This window comes from Burkholderia sp. LFS061, from assembly GCF_047978125.1.
GTDB lineage: Bacteria > Pseudomonadota > Gammaproteobacteria > Burkholderiales > Burkholderiaceae > Burkholderia > Burkholderia pyrrocinia_C.
Genome location: NZ_JBFPFS010000050.1, coordinates 1 through 26,761, shown reverse-complemented (window position 1 = coordinate 26,761; position 26,761 = coordinate 1). Strand labels below are relative to the sequence as shown.

The following is a 26,761-nucleotide window of genomic DNA, read 5'->3' as shown; positions in this document are numbered from 1 at the left end:
CGTTACAGCCCGAGCATCATCTTCGCGATGATGTTCTTCTGGATCTCGTTCGAGCCGCCGAAGATCGACAGCTTCCGGTTGTTGAAGTACTGCTGCGCGGCGCTCGCGGCTTCGTCCGGGCCGACCGGTTCGCCGTCGTAGTCCGCATCGAGCGCTTCGTCGATGAACGGCTGCGCGTAAGGCCCCATCGCGCGCCGCATCAGCGACGCGATCTCCTGGCGAATCTGCGTGCCGCGGATCTTCAGCATCGAGCTTTCCGCGCCCGGCGCACCGCCGCCCGCGACCGCGGCCAGCACGCGCAGGTTGGTCGTGCGCATGTTCTCGAGCTCGATCTCGACACGCGCGACGCGCGCTGAGAAAAACGGATCGTCCGCGAGCGGCCTGCCGTTCTTCGCCACCTTCGCGGCGACCGCGCGCAGCCGGTCGAGCGCGGCCGTCGAGAAGCCGATCCCGGCGATGTTGGTGCGCTCGTACGTGAGCAGGTATTTCGCATAGGTCCAGCCGCGGTTCTCTTCGCCGACGAGGTTTTCCGCCGGCACGCGCACGTCGGTGAAGAACACCTCGTTCACCTCGTGCTCGCCGTCGAGCGTGATGATCGGCCGCACGTCTACGCCCGGCGTGTTCATGTCGATCAGCAGGAAGCTGATGCCCTCCTGCTTGCGCACGTCGGTCGCGGTGCGCACGAGGCAGAAGATCATGTTCGCGTAGTGGCCGAGCGTGGTCCACGTCTTCTGGCCGTTCACGATGTAGTGCTCGCCCTGCGCGTCGATGCCGCGCACCGCGCTCGTCTTCACCGCCGCGAGATCGGAACCGGCGCCCGGTTCCGAGTAGCCCTGGCACCACCAGTCGGTGCCGTCGAGGATGCGCGGCAGCCAGTGGCGCTTTTGCGCTTCGTTGCCGTACTTGATCAGCACCGGGCCGAGCATGTTCACGCCGAACGGCACGATGCGCGGCGCACCGGCGAGCGCGCATTCGTTATCGAACAGGAACTTCTGCGCGACGCTCCAGCCGGGGCCGCCGTATTCGCGCGGCCAGTGGCTCGCGAGCCAGCCGCGCGCGTTGAGTGTCGCGTGCCATTCGCGCATGTCGTCGCGCGTGAGGTGCAGGCCGCCCTTCACCTTGCGCGCGATGCGCTCGGGCAGTTCGGCTTGCAGGAAGCGCAGCACTTCCGTGCGGAAGGCTTCCTCTTCGGGAGTGAAATCGAGGTCCATCTTCGGTCCGTTGCGAATGCAGTTGGCGTTCAGTCGATGCGGTTCAGGCTCGCGAAATCGGCGCCGCGCGCGACGAGTTCGACGATCAGCGGCGACGGCTTCCAGAACAGCGGATCCTCCTTCGCGAACGCGCGGATATCGGCGAGCACGTTCGCGAGACCGATCGTGTCCGCGTAGTGCATCGGGCCGCCGCGATAGCGCGGGAAGCCGTAGCCGTACAGGAACACCGCGTCGACATCGAGCGGGCGCAGCGCGATCTTCTCGTGCACGACGTTCGCGCCTTCGTTGATCATCGCGGCGAGGTAGCGGCGCTGGATCTCGTCGTCGGTGAACGTGCGCGGCGTGACGCCCTTCTTCGCGCGTTCTGCCGCGACGATCGCTTCGACTTCCGGGTCCGGCGTGCCGACGCGCGCGCCGTCCGGATACAGGTAGTAGCCGCGCGACGTCTTCTGCCCGAACCAACCGCGCTCGCACAGCCGGTCGGAAATCTCGACATAGCGCGCGCGCGGATCGCGTGTCGCCGCGCGGCGCTTGCGGGTCGCCCAGCCGATGTCGCCGCCCGCGAGATCGACCACCTGGAACGGCCCCATCGGGAAGCCGAATTCGCGCACCGCGCGATCGATCTGGTACGGCGACGCGCCGTCTTCCATCAGGTAGTCGGCCGCCGTGCGATAGACGGCGAGGATCCGGTTGCCGATGAAGCCGTCGCATACGCCCGCGCGCACCGGCGTCTTCTTCAACTGCTTGGCGAGCACGAACGCGGTCGCGACGACGTCCGCGCTCACGCTCGCCGGCACGACGATCTCGAGCAGCTTCATCACGTTGGCCGGCGAGAAGAAATGCAGGCCGATCACGTCGGCCGGGCGGTCGATGCTCGCGGCCAGCTCATCGATGTCGAGATACGACGTGTTGGTCGCGAGCACCGCGCCCGGCTTGCAGACGCGCGCGAGCTCGGCGAACACGGCCTTCTTCACGGCCATGTCCTCGAACACGGCCTCGATCACGACGTCGGCCTGAGCGAGCGCGTCGTACGACGTGCTGCCCTTGAAGCGCGCGAGCCGCGCCGCGTGCGCGGCCGGCGTCATCCGCCCTTTCGCGACGAGGCCGTCGTACACCTTCTCGACGTGCGCGCGGCCGCGCGCGAGCGACGCTTCGTCGCGTTCGATCATCGTCACCGGCAGCCCGGCGTCGAGCGCCGCGACCGCGATGCCCGCGCCCATCGTGCCGCCGCCGACCACGCCGATCCGCTCGACCGGCCGCGCGCTCGCGCGCCGCGCCTCGGGTGCCTTCGCGGCTTCGCGCTCCGCGAAGAACGCGTGCACGAGGCCCGCGCGCTGCGGGCTGTCGATGCACTGCAGGAACAGGCTGCGTTCGAACTTCATCCCCGCGTCGAACGACTGCGTGAGCGCGGCCTCGACCGCTTCGACGATCTTCGCCGGCGAGAACAGCCCGCGCGACTTCTTCGGCAGTTCCGCGCGCGCCGCGTCGATCGCGGCCTGCGCGGCCGCGCGATCGGCGAGCCCCTGCGCATCGCGCGTGCGGCGCACCGGCGCGCCGAGCGACACGAGTTCCTGCGCATAGGCGAGGCCTTCGGCGAGCGTGTCGTCGCTGTGCGCGACGCGATCGACGAGGCCGAGCGCGAGCGCTTCGTCCGCGCTCGCGTGGCGGCCCGTCAGCATCAGGTCGAGCGCGGCCTTCGCACCGATCAGGCGCGGCGCACGCTGCGTGCCGCCCGCGCCGGGCAGCAGGCCGAGCGTGACTTCGGGCAGCCCGAGCTTCGCGCCGGGCACCGCGAGCCGGTAATGCGCGGCCAGCGCGACTTCGAGCCCGCCGCCGAGCGTCGCGCCGTGCAGCGCGACCACGACCGGCTTCGCGCTGGACTCGATCCGCTCGCACACGTCGGGCAGCGACGGCGGCACGGGCGGCTTGCCGAATTCGCGAATGTCGGCGCCCGCGATGAAGTTGCGGCCGGCGCCGACGATCAGCACCGCGCGGATCGCGTCGTCGGCCTGCGCAGCGTCGAGCGCGTCGGCGAGGCCGCGCCGCACGTCGGCCGACAGCGCGTTGACGGGCGGATGGTCGATCGTGACGACGAGCACCTTGTCGCGCCGCTCGCGCGTGACCGTGCCGGCTTGGGGTGAGGTGGGTGAATTCATGGTGTCTCCTGTCCTGTCATATGCACCAGACATGCACCGATTCTCGATTGATCGAGATTCATTGACAATTCCCGCACGCCTTTACAAGCTGTCAAGTCTGACTTGACACTGAATGCTTTCCGACCGTTAAACGGGACGGATCAGGAGCGAACGCATGGACCTGAACGCGCTGACGCTGCTCGTCGAGATCCTCGACGCCGGCAATCTCAGCAAGGCCGCGCAGCGGCTCAAGATGAGCCGCGCGAACGTCAGCTACCGGCTGAACCAGCTCGAGCGCTCGATCGGCCAGCAGCTCGTGCGGCGCACGACGCGGCGCATCGAGCCGACCGAAATCGGGCTGAAGCTGTACGAGCACGGCCGGCGCATCCGCAACGAGCTGCTCGCCGCGGAGGAATCGGTGACGACGCTCGGCCAGGACCTGCAGGGCCGCGTGCGGCTGTCGGTGCCGAGCGGCTACGGACAGATGGTGATGTCCGAATGGCTGCTCGCGTTCAAGCGGCTGCATCCGGGCATCGTGCTCGACGTCGTGTTCGAGAACCGCGTGGAAGACCTGATGCGCGACGAGATCGACATCGCGGTGCGCGTGATGCCCGAGCCGCCGCAGAACCTCGTCGCGCGCGACATGGGCGCGGTGCGCTACGTCGCGTGCGCGTCGGCCGCGTTCGCGGCCGCGCACGGGATGCCCGCGAGCCTCGGCGCGCTGGCCGCCGCGCCGGTTGTCACCGCGACGGTGATGGGCCGCCAGCTCAGGATCGCCGCGTATCTCGGCGACGAGCGCCACGAGGTGCTGCTCGAACCCACGCTGATTTCGGAGAACTTCCTGTTCCTGCGTCAGGCGATCCTCGCGGGGGTCGGCGTCGGCATCGTGCCCGACTACGTGATGCAGGACGACATGCGGCGCGGCACCGTCGTCACGTCGCTCGACGCGTATCGGCTCAGCATCTTCGGCACGCACATGTACATGCTCTACATGCCGAACCGGCACCACACGCGCGCGACGTCGACGTTCATAGAGTTCATCCTCGAACAGGCCGGAAAGGCCGGCCGGGGCGGGCCCGGCGCGATGCGTCAGGGTTTCCTGTCGGGTGACAATCCGCCGGCCGCGCAGCGACAATAGCGCGCCGGGGCGCGCAGCCCCGTTGCGCCTGCACCATCGCTTCATTCGAATTCACTGCTGCCGAGGGTTCAATGTTCGACCGGATTCGTCCGCATTCGCGTCCCTGGACGCTGCTCGCCGCCGTCGCGCTCATCGCGTTCAACGCCGGCTGCACGTCCCCGTCAACGCCGTCGGGCGCCGTCGTCCCGGTTGCCTCCGCGTCGGGCGCAGCCGTCCCGCTGCCCGGCTTCCATGCGCCCGAGCTGTCGTCCGGCTGGGTCGACAAGCCGGGCTGGACTTCGCAGCACAGCATGATCGCGGCCGCGAACCCGCTCGCGACACAGGCCGGCTACGAGATGCTGAAGGCCGGCGGCACCGCGATCGACGCCGCGATCGCGACGCAGATGGTGCTCGCGCTCGTCGAGCCGCAATCGTCGGGAATCGGCGGCGGCGCGTTCATGCTGTACTTCGACGGCAACGCGACGCAGGCGTATGACGGCCGCGAAACCGCGCCGGCCGCCGCGACCGACCGCCTGTTCTACGGGCCGACCGGCCAGCCGATGGGCTTCTACGACGGCGTCGTCGGCGGGCGCTCGGTCGGCACGCCGGGCGTGCTGCGCATGCTCGACGCCGCGCACCGCGCGCACGGCAAGCTGCCGTGGCGCCGGCTGTTCCAGCCCGCGATCCGGCTCGCCGAGCACGGTTTCACGATCAGCCCGCGGCTCGCGACGCTGATCGCGAACGACAAGTACCTGAAGAACGACCCGGCCGCGCGTGCGTACTTCTACAATCCGGACGGCACGCCGAAGGCGGCCGGCACGGTGCTGAAGAACCCCGCGCTCGCAACCGTGCTGCGCCAGGTCGCCGAGCGCGGCGCGAACGCGTTCTACACCGGCGCGATCGCGCGCGACATCGTCACCAAGGTCCGCAAGCACCCGACCAATCCGGGCCTGCTGTCGCTCCAGGATCTCGCACGCTACAAGGCGAAGGTGCGCACGCCGCTGTGCGCCGACTACCGGCGCTCGGTCGTCTGCGGGATGCCGCCGCCGTCGTCCGGCGGTCTCGCGATCGCGCAGATGCTCGGCATCCTCGAGGCGATGCCCGACTGGCAGCAGATCGGCGCGCAGAAACCGGTGCGCAACGACGTCGGCTACGAGCCGACGCCGTTCGCCGCGCACCTGTTCAGCGAAGCCGGGCGCCTCGCGTATGCGGACCGCGCGCGCTATGTCGCCGATCCCGATTTCGTGCCGCTGCCGGGCGGCAACTGGGCAAGCCTCACCGACAGGACCTACCTCGCGCAGCGCGCGCGGCTGATCGGCGACAACAGCATGGGCGTCGTGCAGGCCGGCGCGCCGCGGGGCGCGACGCTCGCGATGGCCGACGATCGCAGCCCCGAATTGCCGTCGACGTCCGACATCGCGATCGTCGACCGCTACGGCCAGGCGCTGTCGATGACGACGAGCATCGAGGATGCGTTCGGCTCGCGGCTGATGGTGCGCGGCTTCATGCTGAACAACCAGCTCACCGATTTCTCGTTCGTGTCGAACGACAACGGCCGGCCGGTCGCGAACCGCGTGCAGCCCGGCAAGCGGCCGCGCTCGGCGATGTCGCCGGAGCTCGTGTTCGACAAGAAGACGAAGCAGGTGACGATGATCGTCGGCTCGGCCGGCGGCCCCGCGATCATCAATCACGTCGCGAAGACGCTGGTCGGCGTGCTCGACTGGGGGATGACGATGCAGCAGGCGATCGCGCTGCCGAACTTCGGATCGATGAATGGGCCGACTCAGCTCGAGCGCGGCCGCGTGTCGGACGCGCTCGCCGACGGGCTGAAGGGCCGCAGGCACGACGTGCAGGTCGTCGAGATGAATTCGGGGCTGCAAGGGATCCAGCGGCTGAACGTGCAGGGGCAGACGGTGTGGTTCGGCGGCGCGGACCCGCGGCGCGAAGGGATCGCGATGGGCGATTGAGCGGTTCCCTGCGTGGCGGCGCGACGCGCCGCCGCGATACCGTTCGCCCGCTCCGCCGCGACGAAATTCCGACTCGTCCGACACACGTTGGCCGCCTCCTGTTCGCGCGTCTTGTCCAACTGCGACATCCCGATCGATACGCGATGTCCTGTCCCATACCGCTAACTTCAATTTCGTAATTGTCTGATCGACGACGCATCTGCCGCTCCGTATAGTCGCTGACTCACGTCTCGGCCATTCGACTCCGGCGTGCCGTTCGCGGACAACGTTGCAACGTCCCGTTGCCAATAGAAGCAAATCGGCATTGACCGTCCGAATGCACACAATCCATCATTCAGGACTACGATTCATGATTCGCCTACTTGCCATCTCCTTCGGCAACGCACGCCCGCACGGTTCGACAAAGCGGCAACCCATGACTGCCATCCGCATGTCGGCGCTTGCGCTCTCGGTAAGCGCGTTGGTGCCCGGCTACAGCCATGCTGCCGACGATCTCGTTCTCGACAACCTGATCGTCAATGCCGGCACCGGCGGCAATCCGGCCGCGTCTGGTGCCGGCTCGATCGCCATCGGTCCCGGCGCGAACGCAAACGGCGAGTCCGGCGGCGACTACTCGGCCATCGCGATCGGCGCGACGTCCGTCGCCGACGGGCGAGCTACCGTCGGCGAAAACGCGAACGTCCACGGCGATCGCTCGAGCGCGTTCGGCGTCTCGTCGAACGTCAACGCGAACCGCGCCCTCGCGCTCGGCGCGGACACAAAGGTCACCGCGCACGGCGCGGTCGCACTTGGCGAGGGCAGCGTCGCCGACCGCGCGAACACTGTCTCGGTCGGCGACGCAGGCAGCGAGCGCCAGCTCGTCAACCTCCGGGCCGGCACGCGCGACACCGACGCAACCAACCTGTCGCAGCTCAAGCCTGTCGTCGACGCACTCGGCGGCGATGCCGTTGTCAGCACGGACGGTACCGTTCGCGGCCCGAACTACACGATCGACGGGAAATCGTTCAACAACATCGGCAATGCGCTGACGAATCTCGACGGCCGCGTCACGACGATCGACGGTCGCGTCTCAACGGTCGAAACCGACGTCAAGTCGATCCGCACCGACGTCGACGATCTCGGTGCGCAGCTCGACAACGGCACGACCGGCCTCGTCCGGCAGGACCCGGCGAGTCTCGCGATCTCGATCGGCGCCGACAAAGGCGGCACGTCCGTCAGCGTCGCCGGCGCGAACGGCACGCGCACGCTGACCGGCCTGTCGAACGGCACTGGCGATACCGACGCCGTAACGGTCGCGCAGCTCAAGGCGGCTGGCCTGATCGACCCGAACGGCAAGCCGCTCGGCGCGATCGTGTACGACGACCTGACGCTCGGCAGCGCGACGCTCGGCGGTGTGGGCGGCACCTTGCTCGACAACGTCAAGGGCGGCGCAATCGCGGCGGGCAGCATGCAGGCCGTCAACGGCGGGCAACTCTTTGCGATGGAGCAGAAATTCCAGAGCAGCGTCGATTCACTGAATTCCCGCCTGACGAATGTCGAGCAGAACGGCACCGGCGCCAACCCGTCGACGGGCGAGCATGGCAGCCAGCTGGCCCAGCTCGGCGACGGCTCCGGAGCGACCGGATCGGATTCGATGGCGCTCGGCCAGAACTCGAACGCATCCGGCAATGGCGGCGTCGCGCTCGGGAACAATGCGACGGCATCGGGCAATAATTCGGTCGCGCTCGGCGCGAACTCCGTCGCCGATCGCGACGACTCGGTCTCCGTCGGCTCGCCCGGCCACGAACGACAGATCACCAACGTCAAGGCCGGCACCGCGCCGACCGATGCCGTGAACGTGCAGCAGTTGAACGACCAGATCGGCAGCGTTCGATCCGACATCGATCACTACCGGCGCGACGCAAGCGGCGGCATCGCATCCGCCGTCGCGATCGCGAACCTGCCGCAAGCATCGCTGGCGGGCGAAAGCATGGTATCGATCGCCGGCGGCACGTACAGCGGTCAGTCGGCCGTCGCGTTCGGTTTGTCGACCGCTACCCGCAACGGTCGCTGGGTCATCAAGGCGTCCGGGTCGACCAATACCCGAGGCACCGTGGCAGTCGGCGCCGGCGCCGGCTATCGCTGGTAAGCCGTCGCGGCATTGCCGACAGCATCATTCAGAACGGGCCGGGTTTCGATCGACACGAAACCCGGCCCGTTCTGTTCGCGACCCTGTACGCTCATCACCGTCACGCGTCGCGCCATACACCCGGCGTACATCACCCGCGCGCCGTGCCGCCCCTATCCTCTCCCCTTCCACGGCACCACCCGCCGCTCGACCCACCGCATCGCGAGATCGAACAGCCACGCGATCGCGCCGATGATCAGGATCCCCATCACGACGATGTCGGTGCGCAGGAAGCTCGATGCGTTGAGCACCATCTGCCCGAGCCCGGCCGTCGCGGCAACCATCTCGGCCGCGACGAGCGTCGTCCAACCGAAGCCGATCGCGATCCGCAGCCCGGTGAGAATCTCCGGCAGCGCGGCCGGCAGCACGACATGGCGCACGATCTGCGCGAAGCTGCCGCCGAGCGAATACGCGGCGTTGATCTGCTCGACCGTCGCCGCGCGCACGCCGGCACGCGCGGCCATGGCGATCGGCGCGAAGCACGCGAGGAAGATCACGACGAGCTTCGCCGTTTCGTCGATACCGAACCAGATCACGACGAGCGGCAGGTACGCGAGCGGCGGCAGCGGCCGGTAGAACTCCAGCAGCGGATCGAGCACGCCTCGCGCGACGCGGCTCACGCCCATCATGATGCCGGCCGGCACGCCGATCGCGGTCGCGAGCAGGAATGCGCCGAACACACGCGCAGTGCTCCACAGCAGATGTTCGGACAGCGGCAGGCCGCCCTGGATGCGGCCGTGCCACGCGTCGACGAATGCCGCCCACACGGCTTCCGGCGCGGGCAGGAACAGCGGCGGCAGCCACTGCCGATGCGTCGCGACCCACCACAGCACGGCCAGCGCAGCGACCGTCGCCGCGCTCAGCCCTGCGGTCTTTCCCTGCCCCGGCAAGCGGTAACGGCGCGACGCGCGCGTAGGGCGCGCCGCCGCGGGTCGCCGCGTCGTGTGTTCGTCCTGCTCGAAACTCGCGGCCGTGCGATCGGCCGTCCACGAATCCTGCGTGCTCATGCTGTCCTGCCTGTGCAAAATACTGTTCCGGCCGCGCCCGACGGCCACGCCCTGCCGCGCGAGCTCGCGCGTCACGCGGCTTCCCCGACGGCTTCGTCGCGATGCAGATATGCGATCAGACGCTCGCGCCACCCGATGAAATCGGGCGACGACTTCACCGCGCGCGCATCGCGCGATTCGACGTAGCGTCGCGCGAACGGCAACTCGAAGGTTTCGGCGATCCGGCCGGGGCCCGGCGTCATCACGACGAGACGCGTCGCGAGGAACAGCGCCTCCTCGACGTCGTGCGTGATGAAGAACACCGTCTTGCCGGTGCGCGCCCACACGTCGAGCACGAGCGCCTGCATCGTGCCTCGCGTCATCGCGTCGAGCGCGCCCATCGGCTCGTCCATCAGCAGCACGCGCGGGTCGCTCGCGAGCGCACGCGCGATGCCGACACGCTGCTGCATCCCGCCCGACAGCTCGTACACACGCGCATGCGCATGCTTGTCGAGCCCGACCAGCGCGAGCATCTCCCGCGCGCGCGCTTCGCGTTCGGCCTTCGGCACGCGCGCGAAGCGCAGCCCGAGCGCGACGTTGTCGAGCACGTCGAGCCACGGCAGCAGCGCATATTTCTGGAACACGACACCGCGATCGGCGCCCGGGCCCGTGACCGGCACGCCGTCCACGCGCACGTCGCCGGTCGTCGGCGTGACGAAACCGGCCATGCAGTTCAGCAGCGTCGTCTTTCCGCACCCGGACGCACCGAGCGCGACGACGAACTCACCGGCATCGATGCGCAGGTCGACGCGCGTGAGCGCCTGCGTCGTCGGCCGACCGCGCTCGCCCGGATAGGCAACCGATACCTGACGAACTTCCAGCGTGCTCATGAGCGATGCTCCGCGATGCGCTGCGTGGCCGCGCTCAGCGCGCGGCCTTCTGCAAGAACTGCGGATCGACGCCGGCCGAATAGTCGGACAGCACCGTCTGGATCGTGCCCTGCGATTTGAGGAACGTGGCCGTGGCGGCGAGCGACTTCGCGGCGCCCGATTGCGCACCGCCGCCGAGCCACGTCGGCGACGCCTGCTCGGCCGCCGTCGGGAATGCGTAGAGCGCGAGGCTGGCCGGCACGTCCTGCACGTTCGCGCCCGATACCTTCGCCAGCGCCGCGACCTGCGGCGACCCGGCCTTCCACGCGGCCGCATGCACACGGTAATCGGCATCGGCGGCCGCGAGCACCTTCACGAAGCGCGTGACGAACTCGGGGTTCTCGCGCGCGAACTTGCGGCTCACGACGAAGCCGTCGAAGGTGGCCTTGCCGCTTTCTTTCGCAACCTGGCCCGACGTCGTCAGTACGGTGCCCGACTGCTTGACCTTCGCCAGCACGGGGTCCCAGATATAGGTCGCGTCGATGTCGCCGCGCGCCCACGCGGCCGCGACTTCGGGCGGACGCAGGTTGACGATCTTCACGTCGTTCGGATTGACGCCCGCGGCCTGCAGCGCGACGAGCGTATGGAAATGCGACGTCGACACGAACGGCACGCCGATCTTCCTGCCCTTCAGCGCCGCGATGTTGGTGACGCCCGAGCCATTGCGCGCGACGAGCGCCTCGGCGTCGTTGATGTTGTCGAGTACCCAGAACAGCGAAATGTCGAGCCCCTGCGACAACCCGGCCGCGATCGGGCTCGACCCGGCTTCGCCGAGCTGCACGGAGCCCGACGCGAGCGCGCGGATCACGTCGGCGCCGCTGTCGAGCTTGCGGAACGTTACCTTGTAGCCGGTCGCCTTTTCGACTTCACCGCTCGCCTGCGCGTAGCGCCACGGCACGACCATGTCCTGGTACGCGATCACGACTTCGCGCGATTCGGCGTGCGCCGCGCCGAGCGCGGCAAAGGCGGTCAGCGCGACGACGGCGCGGCGGATGAAGCTGAAACGGGACATGCGGCTCTCCTTCGGAATGCGGGCATTGCTGCGGGAGAGCCGACTATAGGAGCTTTGCGCGCGGCGGGAGCGAACTTATCCTGCGAAGCTATCGATGCCGTTTCAGCTTTGCTTCCCACGCTGAATTGGATCGTGCGTCCGGTCGGACGGCGATTGCCGTGCGAATGCGGGGATCGCAGCCGCACCAGCAAAAAAGCCCGCATCGTTGCGGGCTTTTTCGACTGCGTGAAGGCTGCGGTAACGCTAACGCGGCGCTCAGACCACGCCGGCCCCATGCGCCTGCAGATCGGCGTGATAGCTCGAACGCACCATCGCGCCGACGGCCGCGTGCGTGAAGCCCATCTTGTATGCCTCTTCCTCGTACATCTTGAACGTATCCGGATGCACGTACGCCCGCACCGGCAGGTGGTGCTCGGACGGCTGCAGGTACTGGCCGATCGTCAGCATGTCGACGTCGTGCGCGCGCAGGTCGCGCATCACCTGCAGGATTTCCTCTTCGGTCTCGCCGAGGCCGACCATCAGGCCCGACTTCGTCGCGACGTCCGGATGCAGCGCCTTGAAGTCCTTCAGGAGCTTCAGCGAGTGCGCGTAGTCCGAACCCGGGCGCGCTTCCTTGTACAGGCGCGGCACCGTTTCGAGGTTGTGGTTCATCACGTCGGGCGGCGCGGCGTTCAGGATCGAGATCGCGCGGTCGAGACGGCCGCGGAAGTCCGGCGTCAGGATCTCGATGCGCGTTTCCGGCGACTGCTCGCGCACTTCGCGGATGCACTCGACGAAGTGCGCGGCGCCGCCGTCGCGCAGGTCGTCGCGGTCGACGCTCGTGATCACCACGTACTTGAGCTTCAGCGCGGCGATCGTGCGCGCGAGGTTCTTCGGCTCGTCGGTGTCGAGCGGATCGGGACGGCCGTGGCCGACGTCGCAGAACGGGCAGCGGCGCGTGCACTTGTCGCCCATGATCATGAACGTCGCAGTGCCCTTGCCGAAGCATTCGCCGATGTTCGGGCAGCTCGCTTCCTCGCACACGGTATGCAGGTTGTGCTCGCGCAGGATCGTCTTGATCTCGTTGAAGCGCGAACTGCCGGTGGCCGCCTTCACGCGGATCCACTCGGGCTTCTTCAGCTTCTCGATCGGAATGACCTTGATCGGGATGCGCGCCGTCTTCGCCTGCGCCTTCTGCTTGGCAGTCGGATCGTAGGCAGCGGTCGCGGCCGAATCGGCCGGTGCGGGAGAAGCGGTAACGTCAGTCATTCGATTGTTCCAGTGCCTGCGGCTTGTCGGCGGCCGCGGATGCGCCGTCGAGGTTGGCGATCAGACGGCGCACCAGCGTGTGGGCGACGTCGTTCCAGTCGGCGGCAACCTCGAGGCTCGCCATGTCGACGGTTTCCAGTCCGGCATAGCCGCACGGGTTGATCGCAAGAAACGGGCGCAGATCCATCTTCACGTTCAGGCTCAGCCCGTGATAGCTGCAGCCGTTGCGGATCTTCAGGCCGAGGGCCGCGATTTTCGCGCCTTCGTGCACGCCGGATGCCACGTAGATCCCCGGCGCGCCCGCCTTGCGGACCGAAGCGAGATTATACGCCGCGAGGGTTTCGATCACGGCCTCCTCGATCTTCGTCACGAGCGTGCGCACCATCAGCTTGCGCCGGCGCAAGTCCAGCAGCAGGTAGACGACGATCTGGCCGGGGCCGTGATAGGTGATTTGCCCGCCGCGGTCGACCTTCACGAGCGGCACGCCGCTGTCGGCCACCAGCAGGTGGGCCGGGTCGCCCGCCTGGCCGAGCGTGTAGACGGGCGGATGCTCGACCAGCCAGATCTCGTCGCCGGTGTCGGCCGTGCGCGTGTCGGTGAACGCGCGCATCGCGTCGAAGCTCGTCTCGTAGGCCTCGACGCCCCGCCAGCGCACGGTGACCGGGTGATCCGGCTGAACCGGCGACTCGGCGGGCGATGCGGAAGCGGCGACAGGCGTGGACACGATGGAAACCGGCGAAACGGACATGGGCGGTAGTTTACCGAAAACCCATGGGTCTCGCCGGCCGGGGAAAGGGACGGATGGTCAGTATCCGTCGGAGGAAATGGCGGTCAAACCGTGCGCCATCCGTCGTGGAACAGCGCGGCGACGCGTTCGCGCAGCCGTGCCAGCCCGCCGAGCGCGACTTCCCTGGGCGGCCGCGACACCGAGAACGCGACGCACGCACCCTCCCGGCCTTCCGCGCTGAGCCACAGCCGCTCGCCGCGGCGCAACTTCAGCGTCTCGCCATCGACCAGGAAGTAGTCGTCGACGTCGTTGCTGCGCGTGGCCCAGACCGGCCCGCACTGGACGATCAGCCGCGTGCTGCGTTGCACCTTCATCGGCACGGTTTCGCCCACGGGGATTTCGAACGTGATGCTTGAGGAAATTTCTTGCATGATCGACTCCGCCAATAAGTGCTTCGATGGCTACAATCGTAGTCACTTCAAGGCGTCCGACAAAACGACCAATTTTCACGTCGATGTGAGGAAAATTAGCAAATGGACCTCCGCCAGCTACCTGCGCTGAACGCGATTCGCGCGTTCGAAGCCGCCGCCCGTCACGAGAATTTCTCGCGCGCCGCCGACGAGTTGTTCGTCACGCACGGCGCGGTCAGCCATCAGGTGCGCGCGCTCGAGGAAGAGCTCGGCGTGCAGCTGTTCACGCGCAACGGCAAGCGGCTGTGTCTGACCGACGCCGGCATGCGCTACGCGCAGCAGATCCGCACCGCGCTGATGGTGATCGCCGACGCGACGCGCGACGTGCGCGCGAGCGACCGCGACCGGCGGCTGGTGGTGTCGATGCTGACGTCGTTCGCCGCGCGCTTCATCACGCCGCGCATCGGTACGTTCATCGAGCGGCATCCGGAAATCGACGTCGAGCTGCAGTCGACCAACTCGCTGACCGATTTCGCGCGCGACGACGTCGACATCGCGATCCGCTTCGGTCAAGGTAACTATCCGGGGCTGCATGTCGAGCCGCTGTTCGACGAGGTGTTCTTTCCCGCATGTTCGCCGACGCTGAACGGCGGCAAGCTGCCGCAAACCCCTGCCGATCTCGTGCACTACAACCTGCTGCGCTCGGACGACGAGCTGTGGCGGCCATGGTTCGACGCGGCGGGGCTCAAGACGCTGACCGAGCCGAAACGCGGGATCCTGTACCAGGATTCGTCGAACCTGCTGCTGGCCGCGATCGACGGCCAGGGCATCGCGCTGGTGCGCCGCTCGCTCGCGGTGCACGACTTGCTGGACGGGCGCATCGTGCGCCTGTTCGACATCGACGGACCGAGCCCGTGGCACTATTTTTTCGTGTGTCCGCCGCCGCTGCTGAACACGTCGCGCGTGCAGGCGTTCAGGACCTGGCTGCTCGAGGAAGTCGCCGAATACAAGCGGCTGTGCGACGAGCTGGACGCGCGGCGCGCGGCGGGGAAGACCCCCGCCGAGTGCGCGCGGGAAGGAGGATGGAAGGCGCTTAGAGTACGACCTTGACCATCGGATGGCCGGTCAGTGCGCGGTAGATGTTGTCGAGCTGTTCTTGGCTTGTCGCGCGCACGGTGATCGTGAGGCCCGTGTAATTGCCGCCGCTCGACGCGCGCTCCTCGATCTTCTCGACATCGATCTCGTTGTCGTGAACGGCGACGACCTTGAAGATCGTGTCCTTGAACTCGGGGTGCGCCTTGCCCATGATCTTGATCGGGAAATCGCACGGGAACTCCAGCAGCGACTCCTTCCGGGTCTCGATCGCGCCGGTGACCTCGACGGTTTTGGTCGGTTCGCTCATCATTTTCTCCGGGTTAGGTCAAACTGTTCAAACTCGCGTGCCTTCGCACGCTGGTACGCGTCGTACAGCGCCGCGAACACGGGGCCCGGCTTGCCGCCCTGCACGGGCAGATCGTCGAGCGACGTGACGGGCAGCACTTCCTTCGTGGCCGACGTGATCATGATCTCGTCGGCCGCGCGCAACTCCACTTCGCCGATTTCGCGCGCGATGAACGGAATGCCGCATTCGTCGGCCAGCTGCTCGACCAGCGCGTAGCGGATCCCCTCGAGGATCTTGTTACTGCGCGGCGGCGCGATCAACTCGCCGCTCTTCACGATCCATACGTTCGACGACGAACCTTCGGTCAGGTAGCCGTCGCGCAACTGCAGTGTCTCGAACGCGTCGCGTTCGGCCGCATGCTGCGCCATCAGCACGTTGCCGAGCAGCGAGATCGACTTGATGTCGCAATGCAGCCAGCGGCGATCCTCGGCCGTCACGCAACGCACGCCCTTCGCGCGCTCCTCTTCCGACGGCAGGCGCAGCGGGCTCGTCATCGCGAACACCGTCGGCACCGCATTCGCCGGGAACGCATGGCCGCGCTTCGCGACGCCGCGCGTCACCTGCAGGTAGACGAGCGCGTTGCCGTCGCCGAGGCCTTCGGCATTCGCCGCGACGACGCGCTCGATCAGCGCGCGCCAGCCGGCGGCGTCGTGCGGGTTGTCGATGCCGACCTTCTTCAGGCTGCGCGCGAGCCGCTCCAGATGCTGCTCGATCCGGAACGGCACGTGCGCGCCGTCGTGCGCATAAACGGGGACGACTTCATACACGCCGTCGCCGAAGATGAACCCGCGGTCGAGCACCGGGACACGGGCTTCGGACAGCGGCACCAGTTCCTCCTGCGACGAGACGCTGAGGTAGACGATCGGTTCGAATTCGGCTTGGCTCATGGTGATGACAGATGGGGATGAAGTCGTAAAAACAAAGGCCCGTCTCGCTTACTTCTTCTTGCTGAACATCAGCAGGATCGAGTCCCAGATACGGCCGAAGATACCGGCTTCCGGCACGGCCTGCAGCGCGACGACCGGGAATTCGGACAGCGTCTTGCCGTCGGCGACGATCTTCACGGTGCCGACCTGCTGGCCTTCCGCGAGCGGCGCGATCAGCGGCGCGTTGACGTCGACTTCCGTCTTGACCTTGTCGCCGAGGCCGCGCGGCACGGTCGCCCACTGGTCGCCCTTCACGCCGACCTGCACGGTGTTCGCCTTGCCCTTGTAGATGCGCGGCGTCGAGATCGCCTGGCCGCCCTTGAACAGGCGCACCGAATCGAACGCGCTGTAGCCGTAGTTCAGCATCTTCATGCTGTCCTGCGTGCGCTCGCCTTCCTTCTGCTCGCCCATCATCACCGACACCAGGCGGCGCTGGCCGTCGACACCCGGAATCGCGCGCTTGGCCGACGCGATCAGGCAGTAGCCGGCTGCCTGCGTATGGCCCGTCTTCAGGCCGTCGACCGTCGGGTCGAGCCACAGCAGACGGTTGCGGTTGCCCTGGCGGATGTTGTTGTACTTGAATTCCTTCTCCGAGAAGATGCCGTAGTACTGCGGAAAATCGCGGATCAGGTGCGCGGACAGCTTCGCGAGGTCGCCGGCCGTCGTGTAGTGGTTCGGGTCGGGCATACCGTTGACGTCGGCGAAGTGCGTGCCCTTCATGCCGAGGCGCTGCGCCTCGTCGTTCATCAGCGTGACGAACTGCCCTTCGCTGCCGCCGACGAGTTCGGCCAGCGCGATCGCGGCGTCGTTGCCCGACTGGATGATCATCCCGTACACGAGGTCGTGCACGGACACCGGCTTGTTCGCCTCGATGAACATGCGCGACTCGTCGCGGCCGACGCGGCGCACCGCTTCGCTCGGCGTGACGATCTGCTCCATCGAGATCTTCTTCTTGTCGAGCGCCTCGAACACGAGGTAGGCCGTCATCAGCTTCGTCAGCGAGGCAGGCTCGACGCGCTCGTCCGCATTGCCCGATGCGAGCACTGTGTTGCTCGTCGCGTCGACGAGCACCCACGAACGCGCATTCACGCCCGGCGGAGGCACCACGCCCGGCATGTAGACTGCGGGCGCGCCGGTGAACTGCTCGGCAGCGGCGGCCGGCGCCGCATGCGCGGCCTTGGCCTTGGCGGCCGGCTTCGCCTCGGCGACGACGATCGTCGACGCGAGCGCGACGGGCAGCATCACGCCGAGCGCGACGTTGCGCGCGGCGGTGCCGAAGGCGATGGAGGAAGCGAGGGACTTGAGGCCTTGGGGAGACAGACGCATGATCGATTCAGGCTGATGGCAGAAAGTGCGGTGCGAAACGCGCAGGGTTGAACGGCAAGGCGGCGGGCGTTTCGGGCACTCGCCGACATCGTCGGGCGACGCGAAACGCGCCGGTTGGACTCGTGCGGACGCGTTCGGTTCGCGGCCGTCGCGAGCGGGCGGACAGGCGGCGAAACGAGCGCCGCATGCGCCCAGCCGGGCCGCGGGCGACGCGAAATGCGGCCATTATACGTGGCCGCGAACGGCGTTTTCGCGAACCTGGTGTCGTGTCCCGTGCCACGCGGTGTCGACGTGCCGGCGCAATCGTGCTCGCGGCAACGCGCAAACCGCGGCGATATCCGGCGGCATCGCGAGAATTTGCAGCGCCGCCACGGCGCCCGAAGGCGCAGTACGTCGGTGCCGATTTGCGCCGAACACCACGATCGCAGGACGGCCGCACACCGGCTTCAGGAGGATAGCGCGGGCACGCTGCGGGAAATCGCCCGAAGCCGCGCGAAAGGCGCGCGCAGGCGGTGTGCAAGTCCGGTTGCGCGCGCGGTGCGGCGCGATGTCGTGTGGTCGATCGCGCATTCGGCGGGTGCCGGTGCGCAACGCGAGCCGCCGGCCGTTACGCCGGCGCCCGCGTGCCGGCTAGCGCCACGCGTCGACGATGATGCGCTTCAGCACATGCAGCTTGCGATGGAGAAAATGCTCGGCGCCGGGGATCACGACGACCGGCAGCTCCTGCGGCCGCGCCCAGTCGTACACCGACGCGATCGGCACCGTGTCGTCGGTTTCGCCGTGGATCACGAGCGTGTTCTCCGGCACGTCGGCCACCTGCCAGCGGCTTGCGGCCGTGCCGACGAACACCATCCGCTCGATCGGCACGCCCGCGTCGCGCAGCCGCTTCGCGACATGCGACAGCACGAAGGTGCCGAACGAGAAGCCCGCGAGCACGAGCGGCAGGTCCGCATACGCGGGCTGCGCGCGCATGTGCGCGAGCACCGCGAGCAGGTCGTCGGCCTCGCCGGTGCCGTTGTCGTGCACGCCTTCGGTCGCGCCGACGCCGCGGAAGTTCGACCGGTAGACGACGTAGTCGAGCTGCACGAGCGTGCGCGCCAGGGTCTGCGCGACCTTGTTGTCCATCGTGCCGCCGAACAGCGGATGCGGATGCGCGACGAGCGCGATGCCGCGCGGCGCGGCGCCGCCTTCGCGCACGGCGTCGGGCAGGTCGACCGCGATTTCGATCTGCCCGACCGGGCCCGCGATCAGCGATTTCTGCGTATGAACGTTCATTCGGCCGGCCCGCTCAGATCTTCAGGCGATCGACGACCTTGCCGTCGCGCAGGTGCGATTCGACGATCTCGTCGATGTCGGCCTGGTCGACGTACGTGTACCACGTGCCTTCCGGGTACACGACCATCACGGGCCCTTCCTCGCAGCGGTCGAGGCAGCCGGCCTTGTTGATGCGAACCTTGCCGGGCCCCGCGAGGCCGAGTTCCTTCACGCGCTTTTTCGCGTATTCCTGCATGGTCTGCGCGTCGCATTGCGCGCAGCTCGGCCGTTCGGCGCCCGGTTCGCGCTGGTTCAGGCAGAAGAAGACGTGGTGCTGGTAGTAGGAATCCATGATGGTGACGAGCGGCCCGGCGCGATGCCGGGCGGAAAGAGGGGCGATAGCCGTTGCGCGGTGCAACGGATGATGGTCCGGACGATTATAGCGACCGGCGCGCGCCGCTGCCCGCGATGCGGCCGGGGCTGCGCTGCCCGGCCTGCACCGTCAGCGGCGCACCGCGGCCGGCAGCCACGCGCGCTCGACGCGCTGGCCGAGCCAGATCAGCGCCGCGTACGGCCAGATCCACGCGAGCCAGCGCGCGATGCTGTTGAAGTGCACGTAGCGGCCCTGCCGCCAGCCCGACAGCGTGAAGTCGAAGAACGGATTGACCGGCAGCAGGTTGACGAGCGCCACGCCGGCCAGCAGCGCGAGTGCCGCCAGCGTCGCGCGCCAGGTCGCCGGCACGTGCAGCGCGACGAGCGCGGCCGCGAAGCCGAGCTCGATGCCGAGCCGCGCGCCGGGCGTCGCCCACACGACGACGAGGCCGGTGGCCGACTGCATGAACGTCGCGGCCGCCTTCAGCACGAGCGTCGCGGCGACGAATGCGATCAGCAGCCGGATGCGCGGCGCACTCGGCCGCATCGCGAGCGACGCGATCGCCAGCACGGCGAACAGCATCAGCCCGCCGAGCGCGGCCTCCCACGCGGAATCGGACAGCCAGCCGTCGACGCGCTCGGGCCATTCGCTCACGTGCCACGCGGCCGGCAGCCACGCGAGCAGCGTGTCCTGCATCGACGCGTCGGCGCGCTCCCACAGCGCGGCCGGCCAGTCGCCGATGCCGAACAGGAACGGCGACGGAAACAGGATCGCGAACGGCCACAGCACGGCCAGCAGCAGCGGCGTCGCGCCATCGGCCTCGAACCACGCGAAGCGCAGCCGGCGCAGCGCGCCGCGGTCGAGCAGCGCACCGGCGGCCGGCGCGACGAGCGCCGCGCCCAGCAGCGCGCCGAGCGCGTTGGCCGCGAGATCGAGATTCGACGCGATGCGCGTCGGCAGGTAGGTCTGCAGCGCCTCCATCGAGCCCGACAGCAGCACGCCGAGCGCGCCCGCGATCAGCGTCGCGGCAACCCCGCGCCAGCGCGGGTGCAGCGCGAGCACGCCGAGCGCGCCGAACGGCAAATACCCGAGCACGTTCGTGACCACGTCGAACGCGGTCACGTAGCGCTGCATCGGCGCGAACAGGTAGTCGAACGGCCCGATGCCGAGCGACGCCCAGCCTTCGAACGGATACAGCGACGCGTAGACGATGAGCGCCGCGTAGGCGGCAAAGGCCTGGCGCGCGAGCGGCGATTCGCGATGCGGGCCGGTCGCGTTCATCGCGGCTGCGCGGCGTGCGTCACGGCGTGCCCGCGTACGCCTGCATGCCGACCCACGCGGCGATCTGCCACACGAGCTCGTCGCTCGCCGTCGCGAGCGCACGCGCGCCGCCGGCCGCGTCGGGCGTGCTCGACGGCGCACGCGCGACGAACGTGCGCTGGCCGAGCACCTTGCCGTCGAGCGTCAGCGTCGCGCGCGCGGTGACGGCGCCGTGGCTTTGCGACTGCCCGTCGAACACCTGCTCGAATTCGTTCAGGTCGACCTTGAGGGTCGGCGCGCGCACGCCGTCGGACCCTTCGAGCACCGTGCCACGCGACGACAGCGCGCCGCGCAGCCGCTGCGTGAGCAGTTGCGCGGGCGGCGCGGTCCAGCGGCTGTCGCGATAGACGGCCACGTGCTGCGCATCCGCGTACGCGAGGCGGTACGCGAACTTGTCCGAATCGAGCGCGTCGGGCGCGGCGACGTCGAGCACCTTCAGCGCGGGGCCCGCACCGGCCGTCACGACCGGAGAAGCCGGCCCGAGGTCGTAGCGGACATTCGACAGCACCGCGCTGTTGCCGGCGCAGCCGGCCGCAAGCGCAAGCGTCAGCACGGCGAGCGCGGTCGCAGCCGGACGCAGCGCGCGGTCAAGGATTCGTGGCATGGCGTGTTCCTGCATGATGTTTCCGGTTTCGATGGACGTCACTGCCCGGCCGTTTCCGACCGGGCGATAGACGGGTTTCCGGCCTGCTTCACCTCCCGGCCGCCGCACCCGGCCAGACGAAGCCCGCTTCGCCGGGCCCCGGCGCCGCGCCGGGCGAACCGAACAACAGACTGCGCGGGTTGCGGCCGAGTTCACCGGCGACGTCCTTCAATTGCTTCGACGCGTCGCCGACGCTGCCGGCCAGCGCATTGAAGCGCGGCAGCGTGTCGTACTGCACGCGCGCGTTGAGATCGTTCAGCGCGACGCCGACCTGCTCGGCGGCCGTGCCGGCCTTATTCAGGTTCGACACGAGCGGCCCGTTCGGCTGCAGCAGCGTGTTCGCCGACGCCATCGTGCGGTTCACCTGGTGCATCGTTTCCGGTAGCGCGGCGACGGCCGGGGCGAGTTGCTTCGACAGCGTCGTCGCGCCATCGGCCGCGTGCTGCAGGCTTTCGGCCGTCGCGCGCAACTGCTCGCGCATCTCGGGCGACATCAGCGCGTTCGCGCTTTTCGCGGCCAGTTCGAGCTGCCGCAGCAGCACGTCGCCGCGCTCCTGGATCTGGTCGAACAGGCTTGGCCGCATCGGGATCTGCGCAATCGCCTTCGGCGACGACGGCAGCGGCGCCAGATCGCGGCCCGTATCCTCGAGCTGCACGAACGCGATGCCCGTCACGCCCTGGAAGCCGAGGCTGCCGTAGGTCGACTGCGTGATCGGCGCATCGTGGTCGACGAGAATCCGGATCCGGATCTGGCCCGGGTGCGTGCGGTCGAAACCGATCGACTGCACCTTGCCGACGTCGAGACCGCGAAAGCGCACGGCCGCGTCCGGGAACAGCCCCGTCACGTTGGTGCGCGCGAGCAGGTCGTACGGCACGCGCACGGTGCGGTCGACGTTGAACCAGAACACGGTGCCCGCGATCGCGAGCGTCAGCGCGATCGTGAACAGGCCGGCCCAGAACGCATGTGATTTGTTTTCCATTCGCGGGTTCCTTGCTCCTTGCCTTGCCTACAGCTCGACGCTCGACAGCGCCGGTTCGAGGGCCGCCTTCGGCAGCTTCGCGCGCCGCTCGGGCGGCAGCGCCTGCAATGCGCGGCGCCCGCGCAGCCCCAGGAAATATTCGTGGATGAACGGATGGTCGACGTTCGCGACCTCCTCGACCGGCGCGGCGACCAGCACCTTGCGGTCGGCCAGCACCGCGACGCGCGTCGACAGCGCGACCATCGTGTCGAGATCGTGCGTGATCATCACGACGGTCAGCCCGAGCGTGCGGTGCAGCGTCGCGATCAGCTCGACGAACTCGTCGGACGCCTGCGGATCGAGGCCGGCCGTCGGCTCGTCGAGGAACAGCAGCTCGGGCTCGAGCGCGATCGCGCGCGCGATGCCGACCCGCTTCACCATCCCGCCCGACAGCGCGGCCGGCATCTTCGACGCGTGCTTGCACGGCAGCCCGACCATCTCGAGCTTCAGCATCACGATGTCGTGCAGCAGGTCCGGCGGCACGCGGCCGAGCTCTCGCAGCGGCTGCGCGACGTTGTCGAACACCGTCATCGACGAGAACAGCGCGCCCTGCTGGAACAGCATCCCCGAGCGCGTGCGCATCATCCGCGCGCTCGCGTCGTCGATCGTCGCGGTATCTTCGCCGAACACCTTGATCGTGCCCGACGTCGGTCGCTCGAGGCCGAGGATCTGGCGCACGAGCGTCGTCTTGCCGGAGCCCGAGCCGCCGACGACCGACACGATCTCACCGCGCCGCACGTCGAAGTCGAGCTTCTGGTGAATGATGTTGCGCCCGTAGCGCTTGGTCAGGTTGCGCACCTCGATCACGAGGTCGCCGGCATCTACCGCTGCGGCCGGCGGCGTGCCGACCGACGCGACGCCGGCTGCCGCGGCATGAGCCGGCGCGGCACCGGCCGCCGATTCGTTCGATGCGTTCATCCGAGCCCCACGTTCTGGAACAGGATCGCGAACACCGCGTCGGCGAGGATCACGACCGTGATCGACGACACGACCGACGTGGTCGTCCCTTCGCCGAGGCTCTGCGAGTTCGCCTTGATCCGGAAGCCGAAATGGCAGGCGACCAGCGCGATCAGCATGCCGAACACGACGCCCTTGCCGACGCCGATGTACAGGTTCGCGATCGGCACGACGCCCGGCAGCGAGCGCACGAAATAGTTGACGTCGATCCCGAGCACGAGCTTCGCGGCGAGCGCGCCGCCCGTCAGCGCGATGATGTTGGTCCACATCACGAGCAGCGGCATCGCGACGCCGAGTGCAAGCACGCGCGGCAGGACCAGCCGCAGCCCGTGCGGGATGCCCATCACGCGCATCGCGTCGAGCTCCTCGGTCACGCGCATCACGCCGATCTGCGCGGTGATCGCCGAGCCCGAGCGGCCCGCGACGAGGATCGCCGACAGCACGGGGCCGAGCTCGCGGATCACCGACAGCCCGAGAATGTTCACGATGTAGCGGTTCGCGCCGAACATCTGCAGCTGCTGCGCGGACAGGTAGCTGAGCACGATGCCGATCAGGAACGCGACGAGCGCGGTGATCGGCAGCGCCTGTGCGCCGGCGCTGTAGATGTTCGCCGAGGTTTCCTTCCACGGCATGGTCTGCGGACGGCGCAGCACCGACAGCGCGTCGAGGATCACGAGGCCGAACATCGCGATGCCGCCCTGCAGGTGTTCGCCGAACGTGAAGATCGCCTGGCCGAGCCGCGTGACGGGATCGACGCGCACGACGCGCTCGGGCGCCTCGCGCCCGCTGTCGAGCCGCTCGATGCGCTCGAAGATCGTGCGCTGCGTGTCGCTCAGCGCGACGCCGGCCGGCAGCTTGCGGCCCCACACGCGCCACAGCGCCTGGCCGCCGACGTGGTCGAGCCGCTCGATGCCGGACAGATCCCATTCGCTCACGCGCCCGGACCCGATGCTCGCGACGCGGCGCGCGACCGCGCCGCGATTGCGCGCAAGCGCGATGGCGGTCCACTGGCCGGTCAGGCGCACCGTCTGGCCCTGGCTGCCGGCGTCGACCGACAGGCCGGGAGGAGTCTCGAAGTCCAAGGGCAGGTTGTTTGCAAAAGGATGACAGCGGCCATTGTAGCGAACCGCCCGGCACAGCGACGTGAGGATGTCGGTGGGGGCGCCCAGCCGAGAGCGCCCGGCCCGGGCCTGCCCGGAGGCCGCCGCACATCGCGGCCCGCTGCCGGCGTCATCGCCTTTCATTCTTCCGTCACGTTTCCTTTCGATACTCTCACGCGCCGCACCTCAGGCCGTCGGCGCCCCGCGCCGCCATTTCGTTGCGCACCTCGCCATAACAGAACACTAAACAGGACAACCGATGCGTTTCCCCCCGCTTTCCCGCCGCCGCGTACCGGCCGCCGCCGCGCTCGCCAGCCTGGCCTTTGCCCTCGCCGGCTGCGGCGGCGACGACGTCACCGCCCCGCCGCCGTCGCAGGCCCAAGCGCCCGTCGGCACGACGGCCACGCTCGCGCTGCTCGAGACGACCGACCTGCACACCAACGTGTTGTCGTATGACTATTTCAAGCTCGCCGCCGACAATTCGCTCGGCTTCGAGCGGGTGTCGACGCTGATCGCGCAGGCGCGCGCGCAGTACCCGAACACGCTGCTGCTCGACAACGGCGACACGATCCAGGGCACCGCGCTGTCGGACTACCAGGCGCTCGTGAAGCCGATCGGCTGCGACCAGACGCTGGCGATCTACAAGGTGATGAACGCCGCGAAATTCGACGGCGGCGGGATCGGCAACCACGAGTTCAACTACGGGCTGCCGTACCTGTCGCAGGTGACCGGCAACACGTTCGAGGTCGACGGGCTGCCGGCTCCGGCCCAGCAGAAGAAGTGCGCGGGCCCGAACTTCCCGCAGGTGCTCGCGAACGTGATCAGCGCGAAGACCAACGCACCGCTGTTCACGCCGTACACGATCCTGACCCGCACGGTGACGGCGACGACACCGGACGGCAAGACGGTCAGCGCGCCCGTGAAGGTCGGCATCATCGGCTTCACGCCGCCCGCGATCATGAGCTGGGACAAACGCTGGCTCGACGGCAAGGTCTACACGACCGGCCTGAAGGAAGCCGCCGAGAAGTACATTCCCGAGATGCGCGCGAAGGGCGCCGATCTCGTCGTCGCGATCTCGCACGGCGGCCTCGACAATTCCGCGTATTCGCCGACGATGGAGAACGGCAGCTGGTGGCTGTCGACGGTAGCCGGCATCGACGCGATGCTGATCGGCCACTCGCACCAGGTGTTCCCGGACGCGAACAGCACCGTGTCGCAGTTCAACCTGCCGGGCGTCGACAAGGTCAAGGGCACCGTCAACGGCGTGCCGACCGTGATGGCCAACTACTGGGGCAAGCACCTCGGCGTGATCAAGCTCGGCCTGAAGTTCGACGGCAAGACGTGGAGCGTCGACAAGTCGCAGACGACCGTCGAGGCGCGGCCGATCCAGAACGCCGACAAGACCTACGTCGCGGCCGACCCGTCGGTATCCGCCGCGATTGCCGCCGAGCACCAGGCGACGATCGACTACGTGAAGACGCCGATCGGCTCGACCGACTACCGGATGAACTCATACTTCGCGGATGTCGGCGATCCGGGCGCGATCCAGATCGTCAACGAGGCGCAGGCCGATTACGTGAAGACCTACGTGCAGGCGAACCTGCCGCAGTATGCGTCGCTGCCGGTGCTGTCGGTCAGCGCGCCGTTCAAGAGCGGCTTCGGCGGCGGCAGCGACTATACCGACGTCGCGCCGGGCGCGCTCGCGATCAACAACGCGGCCGACCTGTATCTGTATCCGAACACCGTGTACGCGGTGAAGGTGAGCGGCGCCGACGTGAAGAACTGGCTCGAAACCGCCGCGAAACGCTTCAACCGGATCGACCCGACGCAAGCGACGGTGCAGAAGCTCGTCAGCAGCTTCCCCGGCTACAACTTCGACATGTTCACGTCCGCCGATCTGTCGTACGAGATCGACGTCACCCAGCCGCTCGGCAGCCGGATCAGGAACCTGACGTACAAGGGCGCGCCGATCGACCCGAACGCGCAGTTCATCGTCGCGACCAACAACTACCGCGCGAGCGGCGGCGGCAATTTTCCGGGCCTCGACGGCAGCAAGACGATCTTCGCGTCGCCAGACGCGAACCGCGACGTGCTGATCTCGTTCATCAAGAAGCGCGGCGCGATCACGCGCACGGCCGACGGCGCGCAGCGCAGCTGGCGCTTCACGAAGCTCGCGAGCTCGGTCGCGCACGTGCAGTTCGCGTCCGCGCCGAACCGCCTCGGCGATGCTGCCGCCGCCGGCCTGGCCGGCATCACGCAGGTCGCGGCCGACGACGGTTCGGGCAAGAACCTCGCCACCTACGAGATCGACCTCACGCAATGAGACGCGCGACGCAACCGATCCGGACGATGCGGCCGGCCGAAACCGGCTTCGCCGCCGCCGCGCGGCGCCTGCTGCGCGCGAAACTCCCGCCGGCCGCCCTGCTCGCGGCGGCGGCCGTGACCGTCGCGGCCGTGGTAGCCGCGACCGGCTTGCGCGGCGCCGGCCCCGCAC

Annotated in this window: 23 protein-coding genes; 5 read left to right on the top strand and 18 right to left on the bottom strand. The window is 68.4% G+C overall.

Going from position 1 to position 26,761, the window contains the following annotated elements; all coding sequences use genetic code 11:
* Positions 1 to 2 precede the first annotated feature (2 nt).
* Both ACNQQL_RS30575 and ACNQQL_RS30570 read right to left on the bottom strand, forming a co-directional pair.
* On the bottom strand, positions 3 to 1,211 hold the full coding sequence (locus tag ACNQQL_RS30575; RefSeq protein WP_347067893.1) for an acyl-CoA dehydrogenase family protein: 1,209 nt from the start codon (positions 1,209 to 1,211) through the stop codon (positions 3 to 5).
* A gap of 29 nt (positions 1,212 to 1,240) precedes the next feature.
* Positions 1,241 to 3,367, bottom strand: a complete 2,127-nt coding sequence (locus ACNQQL_RS30570; RefSeq protein ID WP_347067891.1) for a 3-hydroxyacyl-CoA dehydrogenase NAD-binding domain-containing protein — start codon at positions 3,365 to 3,367, stop codon at positions 1,241 to 1,243.
* A gap of 154 nt (positions 3,368 to 3,521) precedes the next feature.
* Here ACNQQL_RS30570 and ACNQQL_RS30565 point away from each other — a divergent pair, with 154 nt between their 5' ends.
* From ACNQQL_RS30565 to ACNQQL_RS30555, 3 genes are all read left to right on the top strand, one after another.
* Positions 3,522 to 4,484, top strand: coding sequence for a LysR family transcriptional regulator (locus ACNQQL_RS30565; protein ID WP_347067889.1), 963 nt, complete (start codon positions 3,522 to 3,524; stop codon positions 4,482 to 4,484).
* Positions 4,485 to 4,555: 71 nt separating this feature from the next.
* The gene (gene ggt, locus ACNQQL_RS30560; protein ID WP_347067887.1) at positions 4,556 to 6,430 is read left to right on the top strand and encodes a gamma-glutamyltransferase; all 1,875 of its coding nucleotides are present in this window, start codon (positions 4,556 to 4,558) and stop codon (positions 6,428 to 6,430) included.
* 268 nt (positions 6,431 to 6,698) lie between these two features.
* Complete coding sequence (locus ACNQQL_RS30555) at positions 6,699 to 8,558, top strand: YadA family autotransporter adhesin (protein WP_347067885.1); 1,860 nt, start codon at positions 6,699 to 6,701, stop codon at positions 8,556 to 8,558.
* Positions 8,559 to 8,710: 152 nt separating this feature from the next.
* Here ACNQQL_RS30555 and ACNQQL_RS30550 read toward each other — a convergent pair whose 3' ends face one another.
* The 6 genes from ACNQQL_RS30550 to ACNQQL_RS30525 form a co-directional block, all read right to left on the bottom strand.
* A complete protein-coding gene (locus ACNQQL_RS30550; protein WP_347067883.1) occupies positions 8,711 to 9,679 on the bottom strand; it encodes an ABC transporter permease subunit in 969 nt (322 codons plus the stop codon).
* Positions 9,676 to 10,473 carry an ABC transporter ATP-binding protein gene (locus tag ACNQQL_RS30545; RefSeq protein ID WP_347067881.1) on the bottom strand — a complete coding sequence of 266 codons (798 nt, stop codon included), beginning with the start codon at positions 10,471 to 10,473 and terminating at the stop codon, positions 9,676 to 9,678. Before ACNQQL_RS30545 ends, ACNQQL_RS30550 begins: the two co-directional genes overlap by 4 nt.
* 34 nt (positions 10,474 to 10,507) lie before the next feature.
* Positions 10,508 to 11,524 carry a taurine ABC transporter substrate-binding protein gene (gene tauA, locus ACNQQL_RS30540; protein WP_347067879.1) on the bottom strand — a complete coding sequence of 339 codons (1,017 nt, stop codon included), beginning with the start codon at positions 11,522 to 11,524 and terminating at the stop codon, positions 10,508 to 10,510.
* Between the two features lie 255 nt (positions 11,525 to 11,779).
* Positions 11,780 to 12,772, bottom strand: coding sequence for a lipoyl synthase (lipA, locus tag ACNQQL_RS30535; RefSeq protein WP_105389606.1), 993 nt, complete (start codon positions 12,770 to 12,772; stop codon positions 11,780 to 11,782).
* On the bottom strand, positions 12,765 to 13,520 hold the full coding sequence (gene lipB / locus ACNQQL_RS30530; protein WP_072437311.1) for a lipoyl(octanoyl) transferase LipB: 756 nt from the start codon (positions 13,518 to 13,520) through the stop codon (positions 12,765 to 12,767). Before lipB ends, lipA begins: the two co-directional genes overlap by 8 nt.
* A gap of 83 nt (positions 13,521 to 13,603) precedes the next feature.
* Complete coding sequence (locus ACNQQL_RS30525) at positions 13,604 to 13,930, bottom strand: DUF2917 domain-containing protein (RefSeq protein ID WP_072437656.1); 327 nt, start codon at positions 13,928 to 13,930, stop codon at positions 13,604 to 13,606.
* Between the two features lie 102 nt (positions 13,931 to 14,032).
* Here ACNQQL_RS30525 and ACNQQL_RS30520 point away from each other — a divergent pair, with 102 nt between their 5' ends.
* Positions 14,033 to 15,019 carry a transcriptional regulator GcvA gene (locus ACNQQL_RS30520; protein WP_347067876.1) on the top strand — a complete coding sequence of 329 codons (987 nt, stop codon included), beginning with the start codon at positions 14,033 to 14,035 and terminating at the stop codon, positions 15,017 to 15,019.
* Here ACNQQL_RS30520 and ACNQQL_RS30515 read toward each other — a convergent pair.
* From ACNQQL_RS30515 to ACNQQL_RS30470, 10 genes are all read right to left on the bottom strand, one after another.
* A complete protein-coding gene (locus tag ACNQQL_RS30515) occupies positions 15,003 to 15,311 on the bottom strand; it encodes a YbeD family protein (protein ID WP_011546305.1) in 309 nt (102 codons plus the stop codon). The genes ACNQQL_RS30520 and ACNQQL_RS30515 overlap by 17 nt on opposite strands.
* Complete coding sequence (locus ACNQQL_RS30510; protein WP_347067874.1) at positions 15,311 to 16,237, bottom strand: D-amino acid aminotransferase; 927 nt, start codon at positions 16,235 to 16,237, stop codon at positions 15,311 to 15,313. The genes ACNQQL_RS30515 and ACNQQL_RS30510 overlap by 1 nt, the downstream gene beginning before the upstream one ends.
* A 48-nt stretch (positions 16,238 to 16,285) precedes the next feature.
* Complete coding sequence (locus ACNQQL_RS30505) at positions 16,286 to 17,602, bottom strand: D-alanyl-D-alanine carboxypeptidase family protein (protein ID WP_347067872.1); 1,317 nt, start codon at positions 17,600 to 17,602, stop codon at positions 16,286 to 16,288.
* Positions 17,603 to 18,232: 630 nt separating this feature from the next.
* Entirely contained in the window at positions 18,233 to 18,877 is a 645-nt protein-coding gene (locus tag ACNQQL_RS30500) for an alpha/beta hydrolase (RefSeq protein WP_347067871.1), read from the bottom strand.
* A gap of 13 nt (positions 18,878 to 18,890) precedes the next feature.
* Entirely contained in the window at positions 18,891 to 19,208 is a 318-nt protein-coding gene (locus ACNQQL_RS30495; RefSeq protein WP_011694422.1) for a (2Fe-2S) ferredoxin domain-containing protein, read from the bottom strand.
* Between the two features lie 150 nt (positions 19,209 to 19,358).
* A complete protein-coding gene (locus ACNQQL_RS30490) occupies positions 19,359 to 20,510 on the bottom strand; it encodes a VanZ family protein (RefSeq protein ID WP_347067868.1) in 1,152 nt (383 codons plus the stop codon).
* Positions 20,511 to 20,529: 19 nt separating this feature from the next.
* The gene (locus ACNQQL_RS30485) at positions 20,530 to 21,168 is read right to left on the bottom strand and encodes an ABC-type transport auxiliary lipoprotein family protein (RefSeq protein WP_416392785.1); all 639 of its coding nucleotides are present in this window, start codon (positions 21,166 to 21,168) and stop codon (positions 20,530 to 20,532) included.
* A 73-nt stretch (positions 21,169 to 21,241) separates the two neighbouring features.
* Complete coding sequence (locus tag ACNQQL_RS30480) at positions 21,242 to 22,171, bottom strand: MlaD family protein (protein WP_347067864.1); 930 nt, start codon at positions 22,169 to 22,171, stop codon at positions 21,242 to 21,244.
* 27 nt (positions 22,172 to 22,198) lie between these two features.
* Positions 22,199 to 23,128: an ABC transporter ATP-binding protein gene (locus ACNQQL_RS30475; RefSeq protein ID WP_347067862.1), complete on the bottom strand. Its 930-nt coding sequence runs from the start codon at positions 23,126 to 23,128 to the stop codon at positions 22,199 to 22,201.
* Positions 23,125 to 24,249: an MlaE family ABC transporter permease gene (locus ACNQQL_RS30470; RefSeq protein WP_072437319.1), complete on the bottom strand. Its 1,125-nt coding sequence runs from the start codon at positions 24,247 to 24,249 to the stop codon at positions 23,125 to 23,127. The genes ACNQQL_RS30475 and ACNQQL_RS30470 overlap by 4 nt, the downstream gene beginning before the upstream one ends.
* Before the next feature lie 277 nt (positions 24,250 to 24,526).
* On the opposite strand from ACNQQL_RS30470, the gene ACNQQL_RS30465 reads away from it, so the two are divergent.
* On the top strand, positions 24,527 to 26,590 hold the full coding sequence (locus tag ACNQQL_RS30465) for a bifunctional 2',3'-cyclic-nucleotide 2'-phosphodiesterase/3'-nucleotidase (RefSeq protein WP_347067860.1): 2,064 nt from the start codon (positions 24,527 to 24,529) through the stop codon (positions 26,588 to 26,590).
* The last annotated feature ends 171 nt before the right edge of the window (positions 26,591 to 26,761 follow it).

Coding starts and splice junctions, on each gene's coding strand:
- ACNQQL_RS30575 (WP_347067893.1), bottom strand. CDS start 1,211: ATGGACCTCGATTTCACTCCCGAAGAGGAAGCCTTCCGCACGGAAGTG.
- ACNQQL_RS30570 (WP_347067891.1), bottom strand. CDS start 3,367: ATGAATTCACCCACCTCACCCCAAGCCGGCACGGTCACGCGCGAGCGG.
- ACNQQL_RS30565 (WP_347067889.1), top strand. CDS start 3,522: ATGGACCTGAACGCGCTGACGCTGCTCGTCGAGATCCTCGACGCCGGC.
- ggt (WP_347067887.1), top strand. CDS start 4,556: ATGTTCGACCGGATTCGTCCGCATTCGCGTCCCTGGACGCTGCTCGCC.
- ACNQQL_RS30545 (WP_347067881.1), bottom strand. CDS start 10,473: ATGAGCACGCTGGAAGTTCGTCAGGTATCGGTTGCCTATCCGGGCGAG.
- tauA (WP_347067879.1), bottom strand. CDS start 11,524: ATGTCCCGTTTCAGCTTCATCCGCCGCGCCGTCGTCGCGCTGACCGCC.
- lipA (WP_105389606.1), bottom strand. CDS start 12,772: ATGACTGACGTTACCGCTTCTCCCGCACCGGCCGATTCGGCCGCGACC.
- lipB (WP_072437311.1), bottom strand. CDS start 13,520: ATGTCCGTTTCGCCGGTTTCCATCGTGTCCACGCCTGTCGCCGCTTCC.
- ACNQQL_RS30525 (WP_072437656.1), bottom strand. CDS start 13,930: ATGCAAGAAATTTCCTCAAGCATCACGTTCGAAATCCCCGTGGGCGAA.
- ACNQQL_RS30520 (WP_347067876.1), top strand. CDS start 14,033: ATGGACCTCCGCCAGCTACCTGCGCTGAACGCGATTCGCGCGTTCGAA.
- ACNQQL_RS30515 (WP_011546305.1), bottom strand. CDS start 15,311: ATGAGCGAACCGACCAAAACCGTCGAGGTCACCGGCGCGATCGAGACC.
- ACNQQL_RS30510 (WP_347067874.1), bottom strand. CDS start 16,237: ATGAGCCAAGCCGAATTCGAACCGATCGTCTACCTCAGCGTCTCGTCG.
- ACNQQL_RS30505 (WP_347067872.1), bottom strand. CDS start 17,602: ATGCGTCTGTCTCCCCAAGGCCTCAAGTCCCTCGCTTCCTCCATCGCC.
- ACNQQL_RS30500 (WP_347067871.1), bottom strand. CDS start 18,877: ATGAACGTTCATACGCAGAAATCGCTGATCGCGGGCCCGGTCGGGCAG.
- ACNQQL_RS30495 (WP_011694422.1), bottom strand. CDS start 19,208: ATGGATTCCTACTACCAGCACCACGTCTTCTTCTGCCTGAACCAGCGC.
- ACNQQL_RS30490 (WP_347067868.1), bottom strand. CDS start 20,510: ATGAACGCGACCGGCCCGCATCGCGAATCGCCGCTCGCGCGCCAGGCC.
- ACNQQL_RS30485 (WP_416392785.1), bottom strand. CDS start 21,168: ATGCAGGAACACGCCATGCCACGAATCCTTGACCGCGCGCTGCGTCCG.
- ACNQQL_RS30480 (WP_347067864.1), bottom strand. CDS start 22,171: ATGGAAAACAAATCACATGCGTTCTGGGCCGGCCTGTTCACGATCGCG.
- ACNQQL_RS30475 (WP_347067862.1), bottom strand. CDS start 23,128: ATGAACGCATCGAACGAATCGGCGGCCGGTGCCGCGCCGGCTCATGCC.
- ACNQQL_RS30465 (WP_347067860.1), top strand. CDS start 24,527: ATGCGTTTCCCCCCGCTTTCCCGCCGCCGCGTACCGGCCGCCGCCGCG.